This window comes from Lentzea sp. NPDC054927, assembly GCF_053610285.1.
In genome coordinates this window covers 165,314-180,742 of the sequence record NZ_JBSGXZ010000002.1, presented here as the reverse complement: position 1 = coordinate 180,742, position 15,429 = coordinate 165,314, and the positions used below count along the sequence as shown (strand labels likewise).

Here is a 15,429-nt window from a genome sequence, read left to right as displayed (position 1 = left end):
CTCCCTGCCACCCGGCGCGTCCCCGTCGCGCCGGAAAGGACGCCCCATGCCGAGAAGCTTCTTCAAGCGCGCCTGGAAAGCGTTTGCCGCCGGTGCCGCGGCAGGACTGGTCGCCGGCGCGGCGGCGGTCACGCCACCGGCCGAGGCCGCCGCCCCGTTCAAGGTCCTCGCCTTCTACAGCGAGGCCGCCGACCAGGCGCACCGCAGCTTCCAGCGGGAGGCGAACGTCTGGTTCCCGCAGCAGTCCGCCGCCAACGGCTTCACCTACACCGCGACCAAGGACTGGAACCTGCTGACGAGCATCACGCCGGGCCAGTACCAGGTCGTGATGTTCCTCGACGACAAGCCGCACACCCAGCAGCAGTACGAGGGCTTCAAGCGCTACCTGGACGCGGGTGGGGCGTTCTTCGGCTTCCACGTCTCCGGCTACTCCGACTCCGGTGACCAGGCCTACACCCGTTGGTACCACTACGACTTCCTGGGCTCGGGCCACCTCGCCGACAACAGCTGGGCGCCGACCGCCGAGACGTTGCGGATCGAGAACCACGGCAACCCGGCCACCGCGAACCTGCCGGACACCATCCTGTCCTCGGCCAGCGAGTGGTACGCGTGGGAGAAGAACATTCGGCAGAACCCGAACATCACCGTGCTCGCGGCGCTGGACCAGTCGACGTTCCCGGTCGGCGACAGCGCCGGTGAGATCTGGTACTCCGGCGACTACCCGATCATCTGGACCAACAAGAACTACAAGATGCTGTACGCGAACTTCGGCCACAACAAGATGAACTACGCGACCGACACCCCGTTGTCGTCGACGTTCGAGAGCGCGCAGCAGAACAAGCTGATCCTCGACGGCCTGCGCGGCCTCGGCGGTGGCACGAACGACCCCGGCGGCATCTCGCCGAACGTCTGGTACCCGGTGGTCAACAAGGCGAACGGAAAGTGCGTCGACGCGAGGGCCGCGGGCTCGGCCAACGGCACGGTGATCCAGCAGTACTCCTGCAACGGCACCACCGCGCAGCAGTTCCAGTTCCAGCCGACGACCGGCGGCTACACGCGGGTCAACAACCGCACCAACGCGACGCAGGTGCTCGACGTGTCCGGGGTGTCGCTCGCCGACAACGCGGGTGTGCAGCTGTGGGCGTACGGCGGCGGCAACAACCAGCAGTGGCAGGCGGAGTCCGAAGGCGGCGGCTACTACCACCTCGTCGCCCGGCACAGCGGCAAGTGCCTGACCGTCCCCGGCGGTTCGACGGCGGACGAGGTGCAACTGGTGCAGGCGGCGTGCAACGGCGGCGCGGCCCAGTCGTTCCGCATCGCGTGAGTGCTGTTGGTAGTAGAAAGGTGCCTGTTGATGTTGAGTTGGTGGTACTTGCAGACGCCATCAGGGCCAGGCATGGCTCAGACGGAGGGTGCGGTGGTGCCGCGCGCCAGGTAGCGGGCGGTGGGCGACCAGCGCGGCGTGACGAGGAGGCCGTCGATCCCCTCGAGCACCGACTCGGCCACGGACACGCCGAACTGGTGCACGTCGACGCTCATGGTGGTCAACGCGGGCGAGGCCAGCCGGCACAGCGTCGAGTCGTCCCACGCCACCAGGCTGAGCTGGTCCGGCACCACGACGCCGAGCGCGGTGGCCGCGGCGAGACCTGCCACGGCCATCACGTCGTTGTCGTAGAGGATCGCGGTGGGCGGTTCCGGCCGGGTCAGCAGCGCGGTGGTCAGCTTGGCGCCCGCCTCCTCCGAGTAGTCGCCTTCGACGATCACCGGGTCGACCCCGGCCGCCGCGCAGCCCGAGAGCAGCGCGGCGGTGCGGGCCTGGGTGTGTTGCAACGACGACGGACCGGTGACCCTGGCGATCCGGCGGTGACCCAGGTCGAGCAGGTGGCCGAGCGCCTCGGTGATCGGGCCGGCGTGGTCGGTGCGGACCGCGGGAAGGTGCGGATCGTCGCCGACGACCACGGTGGGCAGGGCCAGTTCGGCCAGCACGGCAGGACGTGGGTCGTCGGCCGCGGGGTTGACCATCACGATCGCGTCGACCAGGCCGCGTGCCGCCCAGCGACGGTACGCGGCGATCTCGGCCTCGTGGTCCCCGACCACGTGCAGCAGCACCGACAGGTCGCGTTCGGCGAGCCGTTCCTCGATCCCGGCGATGAACTCCATGAAGAACGGCTCGACACCCAGCAGCCGCGCGGGCCTGGCCAGCACGAGCCCGACCGCGCCGGTCAGCGAGTCGTGCATCAGGGCACCACGCCGAGATCGTTGGCACAGCGCAGGACCAGCGGATCGGTGAAGGCCATCGGGTCGACGGCGGCGTCCGTGCGGATGTGGAACACGCGGACCTCCCCGGCGAGCATCGGCACGAGCATGTCGTCCACCACCGCGTCCGGCGCGACCCGGTCGGCCAGGATCGCCACGTCCTGTGCGAACGACTTGGCGCGCACCTCGACCTCGTAGCCACCGCGCACCGCCTCGGCCTGGGCGGCCAGGGGAGCGGGGTGGTACGACAGCTCGGAGTCCGGGCGGAACGAGAAGATCGCGCGCGCGTCGGCGGTGGTCGCCACCATCACCTCCGCGTCGTCGTGCACCGGCTGTCGCAGCGCTTCGTCCAGGTGCACCACGAGGGTCGACCGCGGCGGCACCGTCCGGCGCAGTCTAGTCAGGTGCAGCGTGACGCCCCGGAACGTCTGCCGGTCCAGCGTGAGGTGCGCGTCCCACGGTTCGTCGTGGTCGTTCACCGCGATCAGCACCAGCGCGCCGTCGCGTGGCTGGAAGGTCAGCAGCCGCGGCGCGAACGCGTGCCGCAGGCCGTACCAGAGCGGCTTCAGGCGCTCCTCGCTGTCGATCGCGGCCCACGACGTGACCGGCCAGCAGTCGTTGAGCTGCCAGACGATCGCGCCGGCCGTGCGCGGCCACCACGAGCGGAAGTGCTCGATGCCGAAGCTGACCGCCCGCGCCTGGTTGAGCTGGGTCGCCCAGTGCCAGTCCGGGAATCGCTGCGGGACCGGAAGGTGGGCCGCCAGGCCGCGGTCGAGCTTGCCGTTGCCGTCCTCGGCCTTCTGGTGCGTCAGGAAGCTCGGTGACGCCGGGGTCAGCGGCTCGTCGTGGATCCAGCGGGTGAGGGTGGCCCACGCCGGCGGGCCCTGGAACCCGAACTCCGAGCAGAACCGCGGCACGTGGTCGCGGTAGTGCGTGTAGTCGATCTCGTTCCAGACCTGCCAGTCGTGCCGGGTGCCGTGGTTCTCGTCGTTCGGGTGCAGGCCCTCCACTGGGCTGTACGGGCTGCTGGGGCAGTAGAAGCGGGTCGGGTCGAGCTCCGCCACGATCCTCGGCAGCACCTCGTCGTAGTAGCCCAGGCCCCAGGTCCTGCCCTCGAGCTGCTCCGGCCAGTCCCAGTCGGCGAACCCCCAGAGGTTCTCGTTGCCGCCGTTCCAGAGCGCCAGCGAGGCGTGGGACATCAGCCGGACCACGTTCTCGCGCGCCTCGGCCTCCAGCTCGGCGCGCACCGGCTCTTCCTCCGGATACGCGGCGCACGCGAGCGGGAAGTCCTGCCACACCAGGACACCGCGTTCGTCGCACACGTCGTAGAAGTCGTCGGACTCGTAGATTCCGCCGCCCCACACCCGCAACAGGTTGATGTGCGCGCCCACGGCCTGGCCCACCCGCCGTGCCAGGCGTTCGCGCGTGATCCGGGTGAGGAAGTGGTCGTCGGGAATCCAGTTGGCGCCCTTCACGAAGAGGGGCGTGGAGTTCACCGCGATGGTGAACGGCGTGCCGATCTCGTCCGGTGTGGTGTCGACGGTGATCGTGCGGAACCCGATCCGCCGCTTCGCACCGTCCACAGTGGCCGATCCGCTGCGGAGCACGACGTCCAGGTCGTAGAGCGGCTGGTCGCCGTGCCCCGCGGGCCACCACAGGTCGACGTCCGGCACGTCGACGCGTGCGACGACGGTCTGCTGCCCTGCGGGGACGACGACGGTGTGCTCGCAGGAGCCCACGCTGATCTCCAGCGCCAGGTTCTCGCGCGGCGCCTCGGTCCACTCGACGTCGACGTGCAGCTCGACGTGCCCGGTGTGGTCAGGGGAGACCGTCACGACGGGGCGCACCTGAGCGAGCCGGGCGGTGTGCCAGCGTTCCAGCCGGACCGGCCGCCAGATGCCCGCGGTCTGCAGGTCCGGCCCCCAGTCCCAGCCGAAGCTGCACGCCATCTTGCGGATCATGTTGAACGGGTGCGTGTTGACGTGAGGCCGGCGGCCGAGACCGGCCTCGACCTTCTCGGCGTGCGCCAGGGCGGACGAGAACGTCACCGTGAGCTCGTTGCCGCCGTCGACGAGGAACCGCCGGGCGTCGAAGCGGTAGCCGCGGTGCATGTTCGCGGTGTGGCCGAGCAGATGCCCGTTGAGCTCGATCGCGGCCATCGTGTCCAGGCCGTCGAACACGAGGTCCACCCGATCGTCCGACGACACCGCCGCGGCCAGGAACGTGGTGCGGTAGCGCCAGTCCGCGCGGTGCATCCAGGTCAGCTCGGTCTCGGCCTGGTCCAGGAACGGGTCGGTGATCAGCCCGGACGACAGCAGGTCGAGGTGCGTGCTGCCGGGCACGGTCGCGGGCACGGTCCTGCCCCGGATGTTGTCCGGCACCTCGTTCGTCGTCGCGGTCAGCTGCCAGCCGTCGTGCAGGTACTGGCGGATCAAGACGGTCCTCCCGGGGAGAAGCGGGCTTCGGGGTCGGGTGCGGCGGCGGCCAGCCGGCGGGTGTAGGGATCCTGTGGACGGACCAGCACCTCGTCGCTGTCGCCGCGTTCGACGATCCGGCCCTGGTGCATCACCAGGACCTCGTCGGAGAAGTGCCGTGCGGTGGCCAGGTCGTGCGTGATGTAGAGGACGGCGAGGTTCTCCTCGCGTTGCAGGCGGGAGAGGAGTTTGAGGACTCCCAGCCGGATCGAGACGTCCAACATGGACACCGGCTCGTCCGCGATGATCACCTTGGCGCCGGGTGCGAGCGCGCGGGCGATGGCGACCCGTTGCCGCTGCCCGCCGGACAGCTCGTGCGGCCGCCTGTGCACGAAGTCCCCGGCCGGCGTGAGGCTCACGCGTTCCAGCAGTTGCGGCACCTCCGAGCGTGCACGTCCGTGCAGTCGCAGCGGCCGGGCGAGGTGGTGTTCGACCGTGTGGAACGGGTTGAGCGACGCGAACGGGTCCTGGAAGATCATCTGCACGTGGTCGCGGTAGCTCCGCCGCGGCACCGGTCTCCCGTCCGGCCCGGTCAGCACGATCTCCCCGGAGGTGGGACGGACCAGGTGGGCGATCATCCTGGCGATCGTCGACTTGCCGGAACCGGACGCGCCGACCAGCGCGACGGTCCGGCCCGCGGTGAGCGTGAACGAGACGTCGTCCACCGCGCGGGTCGATCCGAACGCCTTGGTCAGGCCGCGAACTTCCAGTGTGGTCATCGGATCAGCGCTCCTGGCTCGCCGGTGAGACTGGGGAACGACGCCAGCAGCTCGCGCGTGTACGGGTGCTGGGGCCGCAGGTACATCTCCTCGGCCGCGGCGTACTCGACGACCTCGCCGTCGCGCATCACCGCGATCCGGTCGCTCAGCTCCAGCAGCAACGGCAGGTCGTGCGTGATGAACACGACCGCGAACCCCAGCTCGTCGCGCAAACGCTTGATCTCGTTCAGGATCTCGCGCTGCACCAGGACATCGAGTGCGGTGGTGGGCTCGTCCATGATCATGACCTGCGGGTCGAGCAACAGCGCCATCGCGATCATCACCCGTTGCCGCATACCGCCGGACAGCTCGTGCGGGTACGCGCCGAGGCGGGCCGGGTCGACGCCGACGAGCCGGAGCACCTCCGCACACCGTGCCTCCCGGTCCGGAGTGGACATCGAGGGCCGGTGGGTGCGCAGGACGTCGTGCAGCTGCGCGCGGATCGGGGTGACCGGGTTCAGTGCGTTCATCGCGCCCTGGAACACCATGGAGAGCCGGGCCCAGCGGAACTCCCTGAGCTCCTCAGGCCCCAGCGCCAGCACGTCGACGTCCTCGAAGGTGACGGAGCCGGACGTGACCTCGGCCGGTGGCCGGTGCAGGCGGTTGATCGCGTAGGCGAGCGTGGTCTTGCCGCACCCGGATTCCCCGGCCAGACCGAGGATCTCGCCCCGCCGCAACGTCAGCGACACGTCCTTGACGGCGTGCACCGGCTTCTCACCCCGGTACACGACGTTGAGGTTCCTGACCGTCAGCACGGCGTCCGGTTCCGCGGGGACCACCTCACCTGTGGTGGCGACGACATCCCGTTCACGCCTGGTGCGATCGCGCAGCTTCGGGTTGATGATCTCGTCGATGCTGAAGTTGATGAGCGCGAGCGCACCACCGAACAGGGCGATGATCAGGCCCGGCGGCACGAACCACCACCACGCCTCGCGTTGCAGCGCGAAGCCGTTCTGGGCGTAGTAGAGCATCGTGCCGAGCGTCGACGAGTTGGCCGCGCCGAGCCCGAGGAACGACAGCCCTGCCTCGCTGAGGATCGCCAGGACGACCGCGAACACGAACTGGGAGGCCAGGATCGGCAACAGGTTCGGCAGGATCTCCACGCAGATCACCCGCCAGGTCTTCTCTCCGGACACCCGCGCCGCTGCCACGTAGTCCCTGGTGCGCAACGACAGCGTTTGCGCGCGCAGCACACGGGCAGCCGCGGCCCAGCCGGTGATCGCCAGCACCAGCGAGATCGTCGCCGTGCCGCGCTGGTCGGGAGGGACGAAACCGGCGATCACGATGACCAGCGGCAGGCCGGGGATCACCAGCATCACGTTGGAGAACAGCGAGAAGACCTCGTCCACCACGCCGCCCGCGTAGCTGCCGACAATGCCGAAGACACCGGACAGCACGGTCGCCATGATCCCGACGAGCAGGCCGATCTGCAGCGACCCGCGGGTGGAGTGGGCCAGCTGGGCCAGGATGTCCTGGCCGGTGACCGTGGTGCCCAGCAGGTGCTCGCCGCCGGGAGGGGTGAGCCCGATGTCCCTGATCGTGGCGGGATCGCCGGTGAGCAGCGGGCCGATCAGTCCGAACAGGACGATCGCACCGGCGAGGCCGAGTCCGGTGCCCAGCCTGGCGGACCAGCGCGGCAGGAGGCCTCGCCAGCGGTTGCGCGATCTCGGCACTTCCGGCGTGATCTCGGTGAGCGGACTGAGGTTGGTCATGACACCACGCTCCGATCCCTGGTCCGAGCGTCGATCAGGCCGTACAACAGGTCCACGACCAGGTTGGCGCCCAGCACCGCGATCGTGATCACCAGGAAGATCCCCTGCATCAGCGCGTAGTCGTTGTTCTGCACGGCCTGCAGCAGCTTCGACCCGATGCCGGGGTAGGAGAACACCAGCTCGGTGACGATCGACCCGGACACCACGAACCCGAGTGAGATCGCGAACCCGGCGACCGACGGCAGCACCGCGTTGCGCGCCGCATACCCGATCATGATCCGGCTGTCCCGCAGTCCCTTCGCCCTGGCGGTCAGCACGTAGTCCTCGGACATCGCCGAGACCATCATGTTGCGCATGCCCAGCAGCCACCCGCCGATCGACGAGATCACGATCGTCAGCGCGGGCAGGATGCCGTGGTAGATCGCCGAACCGAGGAACTCCCCGCTCCAGCCGGGATCGAGGACCACGTCGTAGCCGCCGTTGAGCGGGAACCAGCCCAGCCCGGTCGAGAGCAGCGCGACCAGGATGAGCGCCAGCCAGAAGTACGGCACCGCCGACAACACGGTGGTCGCGGGCACCAGGGCGTCGAGCCAGGTGCCGCGCTTCCAGCCGACGACGGCGCCGAGCCCGATCCCGAGCAGGAACGACAGCAGCGTCGAGAGACCGACCAGGACGACGGTCCACGGCAGCGACCCGGCGATCACGTCGGACACCTTCGCCGGGAACGCGCTGACCGACACACCCAGCTCGCCGCGCAGCAGGTTGCCCAGATAGCTGACGTATTCCTGGAGGAACGAGTCGCGCCCGCCGGTGCCCAGCAGCGTTTCGTAGGCCTGGCGGGCGGCGGGGTCGACGGTCCCGCCGCGTTGCTGGAGCTTGGCCATCAGGATGTCCACCGGGTTGCCCGGCAACATCCTGGGGATGACGAAGTTCAGCGTCACCGCCGCCCACAGGGCCGCCAGGTAGAAGGCGGCCTTGCGCACGTAGTAGTTCATCGTCACTTCCCGGCGGGCTTGAGCTTCATGTACACCTGGGAGGCGTCCGGCCGCTTCCACACCGCGGGGAACGCGTACAGGTCGTCCTTGCTGGGCCAGCCGGTGAACGCCTTGTCGTTGTACTCGCTCGGGACCCCGCCGGTCAGCACCGGGATGTACGGCATGAACTTCTCGAGCTCGACCTGGATGGCGTCGTAGTGCTGCTGCCGCGATGAGTCGCCGCGGTCGGTCTTCTTCAGCTCTGCCAGCGCCTTGTCCACGGTCGCGTTGCTGAACCGGGCGAAGTTCGGGGTGGCGGACTGCCCGACCGGCGCCGTGGTCGCGGTCGAGAAGAAGTAGCTGTAGGTGTAGTACGGGTCGGGCGCGGGACCCTGCTCCACCGAGTCGATCAGCAGCTCGTACTGGCCGCGGCCGCGCGCGTCGGCCCACTCGTTCCACGACAGCTGCTGCGGCGTGATCTTGATGCCGACCTTGAGCAGCTGCTGGGCGAGGGTCTCCAGCGCGGTGATGTAGTCCGTCCAGCCGGCGACCACCTTCACGCTCAACGCCAGCGGCTTGCCGTCCTTGGCGTAGATGCCGTCCGAACCCTTGGCGTACCCGGCGGAGGTGAGCAGCTGGTCGGCCTTGGCGGTGTCGGCGTTCATCGGCGCCATGCGATCGGTCAGCTTGCTCGAGATGAGCGACGCGTCGCGCGGCTGCAACGTGAAACCGGGCGACATCTCGCTGTTGACGTTCTGGAAGGCCAGCGAGTTGATCTGCGTGCGGTTCATGCCGTAGTAGATCGCCTTGCGCACGGCAGGATCGGTCTGCGCGCCCTGGCACCCGAGCTGCGCGTTGGAGCAGGTGAACAGCGAAACCTGGTTGAGCGGCAGGACGACGGCTTTGTATCCGGGGTAGTTCTTCTCGATGTCCTTGATGTCCGGGATCGGGCCGGTCTGCCAGTCGATGGACCCGGCCTTCAGCGCGTCCACCCCGGCCTGGTTGCCGGACAGCGACAGGTAGCGGATCTGCTTGACCGCGGGCTCGCCGCCCCAGTACTTGGGGTTCGCCTTGAGGGTGAACGACTGCGCCTTGAAGTCACCGAGCTGGAACGGGCCCGTGCCGACCGGGTTCTGGTTCACCTCGGTCGCCGGCGTCGGGTAGTTCTTCCAGATGTGCTCCGGCATGATCCAGAGCTGCCCCAGCACCTGCGGACCGTCCATGTAGGACGGTTCGGGGAACTTGATGGTGACGTGGGTGTCGTCGACGGCGGTGGTCGTGCCCTTGAAGCCGGTCTTGTTGACGGCGGGGGTCTTGGCGACCATGTCCAGCGTGAACTTCACGTCCTCGGCGGTGAACTTCTCGCCGTCGGACCAGGACACGTCGTCCCTGAGGGTGACCGACAGCTCGGTGCCGTCGGCATTCCACTTGTGCTCGGTGCCCAGCATGGGTTTGGGCGGCTGGTCCTTGGCGATGTTGTAGAAGAACAGCGGCTCGTAGATGGTGCCCGGCCCCTCGATCTGGGTGGGGGCGTACGGGTTGAAGTTGATCTGGAAGTCGCCGGCCTGGCCGGTGTAGACGACGAGGCTGTCCCGGGACTGACCGCCGCCACCGGATCCGGAACACGCCGCCGTGGCCGCGACGACCACCGCCAGACCGAGTGCGCAGAGCTGCTTGAGCATCGTTGATCCTCCCGTCGCTGGGTGGTTCGCGGCCGAGATTCTTCAGTTACTAAACAAAGAAAGTCAACGCCTCGGGATGGTTTACTGGTCATGACTTGTCGATGAGCAAAGTTCGTCGTTCGACGGAGGAATCCAGTGAGCGGACCGGCGCGGGTGACCCACGCCAGCACCAGGGCGGCCGTGCTGGACCTGATCCGCGCCGCCGGCATGATCAGCCGTGTCGGCCTGGTCAACGCCAGCGGCCTGACCGGCGGGACGATCTCCACCGTCGTGCGCGGCCTGATCGACGAGGGCCTGGTCGCCGAGACCGGGCACGCGGAGTCCACCGGCGGCAAACGCCGGGTCATGTTGCAGCTCAACCACTTCGCGCGCTACGCCGTCGGCGTGCACCTCGACGACGCGCGGATCACCTACGTGCTGACCAACCTCGGCGGCGCGGTGGTGGCCCGCATCTCGCGCGCGGGCGCCGGCACCGACGACCTGCCCGCCGTGGTCGCCAGGATGGCCCGCGAGGTCAGCGCGCTGATCGACAGCGTCGGTGTCGAACGGGATCGAATCCTCGGCCTCGGCCTGGTGTCGGCCCGCCCGTCCACGCACCTCGCGTTCGCCCAGGAGCTGGAACTGGCGACGGGACTGCCGGTGGTGCTGGACAACGACGCGACTGCGGCGGCGATCGGCGAGCACTGGTCCGGCGGCGTCGGGGCCACGTCGACGTTCGCCGCGCTCTACATGGGCACCGCCGTCGGCGCCGGGGTGGTGCTCGGCGGCACGACGCACCGCGGCCCGAGCGGCCACGCCGGCGAGATCGGCCACACGTGCCTGGACGTCGACGGACCGCGGTGCTCCTGCGGTGCGAGGGGATGCCTGGAGGTGCTGGCCGGCCCCGCCGCGGTCGTCGCGCAGGCGCGGGAGGACCGGGCACTGACCCGTGCGGCGGGACTGGTGGGTGGCCGGACCCGTGTCACGGCACCGGTCGCGGCGGACTTCGCGGCGATCAGCCGGGCGGCCCGGCAGGGGAACACGCGTGCGCTGACGCTGCTGGAGCGGTCCGCGCGGTACATCGCCGTGGCCGCCCGCTCGCTGGCGAACGTGCTGGATCTCGAAGTGGTGGTGCTGACCGGGCCCAGTTTCGCCATCGCGGGGTCGATCTACCTGCCGGTGTTGCGCGCGGAGCTGGACGGCGGGTTCATCGCCCGGTCGGCGCATCCGGTGTCCGTGCGGTTGTCGCCCTCGGCCGCGTCGGCACCGGCGATCGGGGCGGCGGCGATCGTGTTGCAGTCCGAGCTGGTGCCGCGGCGGACGGGGCTGCGGCTGCCGGATGATCTGGCCGCGGACGAGCCGCCGGTGTTCCAGCAGCTCGTCCGGTGACCGTTACGGGCAGACGTTCGACGTGCTGTTGTTCAGTGTGAGGTTGCGGAAGGTCGTGTTGGTGCCACAAGGACTTTCGCGCACCGCCGAGTTGGTCAACGTCAGGTTCTGGACGGTGATGTCGCTGTTGTTCGGGAACTCCGAGCGCGCGGCCAGCCGGATCTCCCCGCCACCGCTGACCGTGCCGCTCTGCGCCGCGAGGTTGACGTTGTGGCAGTTCTCGATCAGGACGGCGTTGTTGCCGGTGTTCGCGAGGTCGATCCGGTCGATGGTCAGCCCGCCGCTCTCCGACACGCAGAAGACGCCACGGCCGCCGCCGCGGGCTCGGACGGTGCCGACGCGGATGTTGGTCGGGTAGCCGGAGCCGATGCGGCCGTTGCGGTTGGCCGTGCGGAAGGCCGCGTAGCCGGTGCCCGCGCCGGCGTTCTCGGCGTCCACGGTGCCGACGGAGGCGTTGATGGTGTCGTTGAGCAGCAGGCCGGACTCGCCGACGTTGCGGGCTGTCACGGTGCCGATGGTGATGGTGTCGACGCCGTACGTTTCGACGGCGTGGCTGCTCGCGCCGGAGACGAAGACGTTGTCGATCCTGATGTTCCGGCTGCGCACGCTGGTGTTGCCGCGGTTGTCGACGCGCACGCCGAGGCCGCCGGACAGGCGCATGTCGATCTGGCCGAGGACGAGGTTGTCGACGTTGCGCATGAAGATCCCGTACAGCGGGCGGCCGGTGACGGTGAGGTAGCGCACCTCGACGTCGTGGGTGCCCCTGGAGTAGATCGGGGCCTGGTCGCCGGAACCCGTGCCGGTCACGTTGATCGTGCCGCAGACGTCGATGCCGGTGTAGCTGGGCAACGAGATGCGCGAACCCGCGCTGATCGCACCGCTGCCGCGCACCAGAACCCATTGCTTCGCCGTGCGTCCCGCGGTGAGGCTGCCGACCGCGGCCTGCACGGCGGACCGCATGTCGCCGCCGGTGTAGACGGTCCGGGTGCCGTTGCGGGCGGTCCACGTGCTGCCGCTCAGCACGGCCTCCGCGTTGAACGAGCGATCACCGCAGGCCAGGATCCCGGGTTCGGCGTGCGCCGCCGGAACGCCGCCGAGCATTGCCGACACGGCCACGATCGCGCCCACTCGCCACCTGGTGGAGAACATGCGAAATCTCCCTCGGAGAAGGAATGCAGGGGTTTCCTCACCAGGCACGTTATCGCTAACGTTCCGAAAGAAAAGGAATCGAAACGATTCGATTCGAATTCGAACGGTGAAAGCGGTCGAATGAAGTTCAGCAACGGGTACTGGCTCCTGCGCGACGGTGTGCAGGCTGCTCATCCGGTCGAGGTTCACGACATCACCCAGGCGGCGGGGGAGCTGGTGGTGCACGCGCCGACCCGCCCGATCCGCCGGCGTGGTGACCTGTTGCAGGGCCCGGTGGCGACGGTGCGGTTCTCCTCGCCGATGCCGGACGTGATCGGCGTGAGCCTGACGCACTTCGAGGGCGGGCGACCCAAACACCCCGAGTTCGCCCTCGGCGGGGGTGAACCCTACGTGCACCTCACCGACGAGACCCTGACCTCCGGTGCGCTGGAGGTCAGGGTCGGCCGCGACTGGCTGATCGAGTTCGTCGCGAACGGCGACGTGCTCACCTCCAGCTCCGCCAAGGGCATGGGCTTCATGACCCTGGACGGCAAGCACTACGTCCGTGACCGGCTCGGACTCGGCGTCGGTGAAGTGGTGTACGGCCTAGGCGAGCGCTTCGGACCGTTGGCCCGCAACGGCCAGGTGGTGGACATCTGGAACGCCGACGGTGGCACGAGCAGCGAGCAGGCCTACAAGAACGTGCCGTTCTACCTGACCAACGCGGGTTACGGCATCTTCGTCAACCATCCGGGGCACGTGTCGTTCGAGGTCGCTTCGGAGAAGGTGTCCTGCGTGCAGTTCAGCGTCGAGGGGCAGACGCTGGAGTACTTCGTGATCTACGGCCCCAGTCCCAAGGAGATCCTGCGCAAGTACACGTTGCTGACCGGACGCCCGACGATGCCGCCGTTGTGGTCGTTCGGCCTGTGGCTGTCCACGTCCTTCACGACGTCGTACGACGAGGAAACCGTCTCCGGCTTCATCGACGGCATGATCGAGCGCGACCTGCCCTTGAGCGTGTTCCACTTCGACTGCTTCTGGATGCGCGAGTACCACTGGTGCGACTTCGAGTGGGACCCGCGCATGTTCCCCGACCCGGAGGGCATGCTGGACCGGCTGAAGTCCAGGGACCTGCGGATCTCCGTGTGGATCAACCCCTATGTGGGACAACGGTCTCCGCTGTTCGCCGAGGGCCTCGAAGGCGGCTACCTGCTGCGCCGGCCGGACGGTGACGTGTGGCAGTGGGATCTGTGGCAGCCGGGCATGGCGCTGGTCGACTTCACCAACCCTGCCGCCCGCGAGTGGTACGCCTCCAAGCTGGAAGCCCTGCTCGACCAGGGCGTGGACTGCTTCAAGACCGACTTCGGCGAGCGGATCCCCACCGACGTCGTGTACTTCGACGGCTCCGATCCCGAGCGGATGCACAACTACTACGCCTATCTCTACAACAAGACGGTCTTCGAGGTGCTGCGCAAGAGGCGTGGTGACGGCGAAGCCGTGGTGTTCGCCCGTGCCGCCACCGCGGGGTCGCAGCAGTTCCCGGTGCACTGGGGCGGCGACTGCGAATCGACTTACGAGGCCATGGCAGAGAGCCTGCGCGGCGGGCTTTCCCTGGGACTGTCCGGTTTCGGCTACTGGAGCCATGACATCGGCGGCTTCGAGGGCACCCCGGACCCCGCCTTGTTCAAGCGGTGGATCGCGTTCGGCCTGCTGTCCTCGCACAGCCGTCTGCACGGCAGCTCGTCGTACCGGGTGCCGTGGCTGTTCGACGAGGAGTCCGTCGACGTGCTGCGGGTCTTCGCGAAGCTCAAGGCGCGGCTGATGCCGTACCTGCACCACGCGGCACTGCAGGCCGCCACCGAGGGAACGCCGATGATGCGGGCGATGGCGCTGGAGTTCCCGGACGATCCTGCGTGCACCCATCTCGAACGGCAGTACATGCTCGGCGACAGCTTGCTGGTGGCGCCGGTGTTCTCCGACAGCGGCAAGGTGTCGTTCTACGTGCCGGACGGCGTCTGGACCGACTTCTTCACCGGCGAACCGGTGGCCGGCGGCAGGTGGACAACGATGTCGTGCGACTTCCTCACCGTGCCGTTGCTGGTGCGGCCGAACACCGTGCTTCCGCTCGGTGCCGTCGACGACCGTCCGGACTACGACTACGCGGAGGGCGTCACGTTGCGGATCCATCAGCTCGACGACGGCGCCTCGCTCACCACCGAGGTCGCCGGCTCCACCTTCCTCACGCGTCGCGACGGCGACCGGATCGTCGTCGAGGCCGAGTCGCCGCCGTCGGTGTGGCAGATCCAGTTCCCAGGCGGAGAACCGATTCCGGGCACCGGCGGCACGCTCACCGTCGAGGACTGGTGAACGGTGGGTGGTCCAGCCGTGGCGACCGGACCACCATCCCTTCTCACTTGAGGTAGCTGGAAAGGGGAATTCGTTGGTCACTCAGTGCCTTCGCGACGACACCGGCGATCTGCCTCGCCCCGGCCGCCTCGAAGTGGGTGTGGTCGTTGCAGAAGAACGCGCCGACCGGGCCGCTGGTGTAGTCACCGTTGTTGGGGCACAGCTTGAGCGTGTTGTAGAGCGTGTAGCTCAGCTTGTGCAGGTCGATGACGGTCGCGCCGCCGGCCCGGCCCGCGTCGAACGTCTCGGTGAGGAAGCCGCGGGTGGCGACGGCCGTGCTGCCGCTGCACCTGATCGCCGAGACGCGCGTCAGGAAGATCGGCGTGACGCCGCGGTCCTTGGCGGCCTTGGCCATCAGGCCGAGGAATTCCTTGTACCGGGCGGAACCCACGTGTCGCGGACAGTTGCGGTCACCGTCGGTGCTCTTCACGTTGGACCTTCACGGCCGCGGCGCCGGCGGAGGCTTTGGCGGCGGGGACGCAGTCGGGTTGAGCTGCCGAGGCTGGAGCGGCACTGGAGATGAAGGGCAGGACGGCGAGCGCCACCATTGTCAGAACGCGACGCCTATTGTCCGAAAGGGAGCTGACGCATGTCTGTGCTCACCCAGTGATCATGACTCGCACGTGCTCGAGTGTCGGGTCGGGAAGCTCGTCGTACACCGCGAGAAAGAA

At 68.6% G+C, this 15,429-nt stretch carries 11 protein-coding genes; 3 read left to right on the top strand and 8 right to left on the bottom strand.

All coding sequences use genetic code 11. From position 1 onward, the window contains the following. Window positions 1–46: 46 nt before the first annotated feature. Window positions 47–1,324, top strand: a complete 1,278-nt coding sequence (locus tag ACWGE0_RS04305) for an RICIN domain-containing protein (protein ID WP_452259464.1) — start codon at window positions 47–49, stop codon at window positions 1,322–1,324. A gap of 77 nt (window positions 1,325–1,401) precedes the next feature. On the opposite strand, the gene ACWGE0_RS04300 is transcribed toward ACWGE0_RS04305, so the two are convergent. The 6 genes from ACWGE0_RS04300 to ACWGE0_RS04275 are packed head-to-tail and all read right to left on the bottom strand — an operon-like array spanning window position 1,402 to window position 9,856. Continuing rightward, entirely contained in the window at window positions 1,402–2,238 is an 837-nt protein-coding gene (locus ACWGE0_RS04300; RefSeq protein WP_452259463.1) for a LacI family DNA-binding transcriptional regulator, read from the bottom strand. Next, entirely contained in the window at window positions 2,238–4,691 is a 2,454-nt protein-coding gene (locus tag ACWGE0_RS04295) for a glycoside hydrolase family 2 protein (RefSeq protein ID WP_452259462.1), read from the bottom strand. The genes ACWGE0_RS04300 and ACWGE0_RS04295 overlap by 1 nt, the downstream gene beginning before the upstream one ends. Then, the gene (locus ACWGE0_RS04290; protein ID WP_452259461.1) at window positions 4,688–5,449 is read right to left on the bottom strand and encodes an ABC transporter ATP-binding protein; all 762 of its coding nucleotides are present in this window, start codon (window positions 5,447–5,449) and stop codon (window positions 4,688–4,690) included. Before ACWGE0_RS04290 ends, ACWGE0_RS04295 begins: the two co-directional genes overlap by 4 nt. Next, window positions 5,446–7,200 (bottom strand): dipeptide/oligopeptide/nickel ABC transporter permease/ATP-binding protein, encoded by a 1,755-nt coding sequence (locus tag ACWGE0_RS04285; RefSeq protein WP_452259460.1) that lies wholly within the window; start codon window positions 7,198–7,200, stop codon window positions 5,446–5,448. Before ACWGE0_RS04285 ends, ACWGE0_RS04290 begins: the two co-directional genes overlap by 4 nt. Further along, on the bottom strand, window positions 7,197–8,195 hold the full coding sequence (locus tag ACWGE0_RS04280; protein ID WP_452259459.1) for an ABC transporter permease: 999 nt from the start codon (window positions 8,193–8,195) through the stop codon (window positions 7,197–7,199). Before ACWGE0_RS04280 ends, ACWGE0_RS04285 begins: the two co-directional genes overlap by 4 nt. Before the next feature lie 2 nt (window positions 8,196–8,197). Next, window positions 8,198–9,856, bottom strand: coding sequence for an ABC transporter substrate-binding protein (locus ACWGE0_RS04275; protein WP_452259458.1), 1,659 nt, complete (start codon window positions 9,854–9,856; stop codon window positions 8,198–8,200). Between the two features lie 135 nt (window positions 9,857–9,991). Here ACWGE0_RS04275 and ACWGE0_RS04270 point away from each other — a divergent pair, with 135 nt between their 5' ends. After that, window positions 9,992–11,224, top strand: coding sequence for an ROK family protein (locus ACWGE0_RS04270; protein WP_452259457.1), 1,233 nt, complete (start codon window positions 9,992–9,994; stop codon window positions 11,222–11,224). 3 nt (window positions 11,225–11,227) lie between these two features. On the opposite strand, the gene ACWGE0_RS04265 is transcribed toward ACWGE0_RS04270, so the two are convergent. Beyond that, entirely contained in the window at window positions 11,228–12,373 is a 1,146-nt protein-coding gene (locus ACWGE0_RS04265; protein WP_452259456.1) for a hypothetical protein, read from the bottom strand. A 120-nt stretch (window positions 12,374–12,493) separates the two neighbouring features. Here ACWGE0_RS04265 and yicI point away from each other — a divergent pair, with 120 nt between their 5' ends. Beyond that, a complete protein-coding gene (gene yicI / locus ACWGE0_RS04260; protein WP_452259455.1) occupies window positions 12,494–14,719 on the top strand; it encodes an alpha-xylosidase in 2,226 nt (741 codons plus the stop codon). A gap of 43 nt (window positions 14,720–14,762) precedes the next feature. Here yicI and ACWGE0_RS04255 read toward each other — a convergent pair whose 3' ends face one another. After that, complete coding sequence (locus ACWGE0_RS04255; protein WP_452259454.1) at window positions 14,763–15,188, bottom strand: hypothetical protein; 426 nt, start codon at window positions 15,186–15,188, stop codon at window positions 14,763–14,765. Between the last annotated feature and the right edge of the window lie 241 nt (window positions 15,189–15,429).

Coding starts and splice junctions, on each gene's coding strand:
- ACWGE0_RS04305 (WP_452259464.1), top strand. CDS start 47: ATGCCGAGAAGCTTCTTCAAGCGCGCCTGGAAAGCGTTTGCCGCCGGT.
- ACWGE0_RS04300 (WP_452259463.1), bottom strand. CDS start 2,238: ATGCACGACTCGCTGACCGGCGCGGTCGGGCTCGTGCTGGCCAGGCCC.
- ACWGE0_RS04290 (WP_452259461.1), bottom strand. CDS start 5,449: ATGACCACACTGGAAGTTCGCGGCCTGACCAAGGCGTTCGGATCGACC.
- ACWGE0_RS04285 (WP_452259460.1), bottom strand. CDS start 7,200: ATGACCAACCTCAGTCCGCTCACCGAGATCACGCCGGAAGTGCCGAGA.
- ACWGE0_RS04280 (WP_452259459.1), bottom strand. CDS start 8,195: ATGAACTACTACGTGCGCAAGGCCGCCTTCTACCTGGCGGCCCTGTGG.
- ACWGE0_RS04275 (WP_452259458.1), bottom strand. CDS start 9,856: ATGCTCAAGCAGCTCTGCGCACTCGGTCTGGCGGTGGTCGTCGCGGCC.
- ACWGE0_RS04265 (WP_452259456.1), bottom strand. CDS start 12,373: ATGTTCTCCACCAGGTGGCGAGTGGGCGCGATCGTGGCCGTGTCGGCA.
- yicI (WP_452259455.1), top strand. CDS start 12,494: ATGAAGTTCAGCAACGGGTACTGGCTCCTGCGCGACGGTGTGCAGGCT.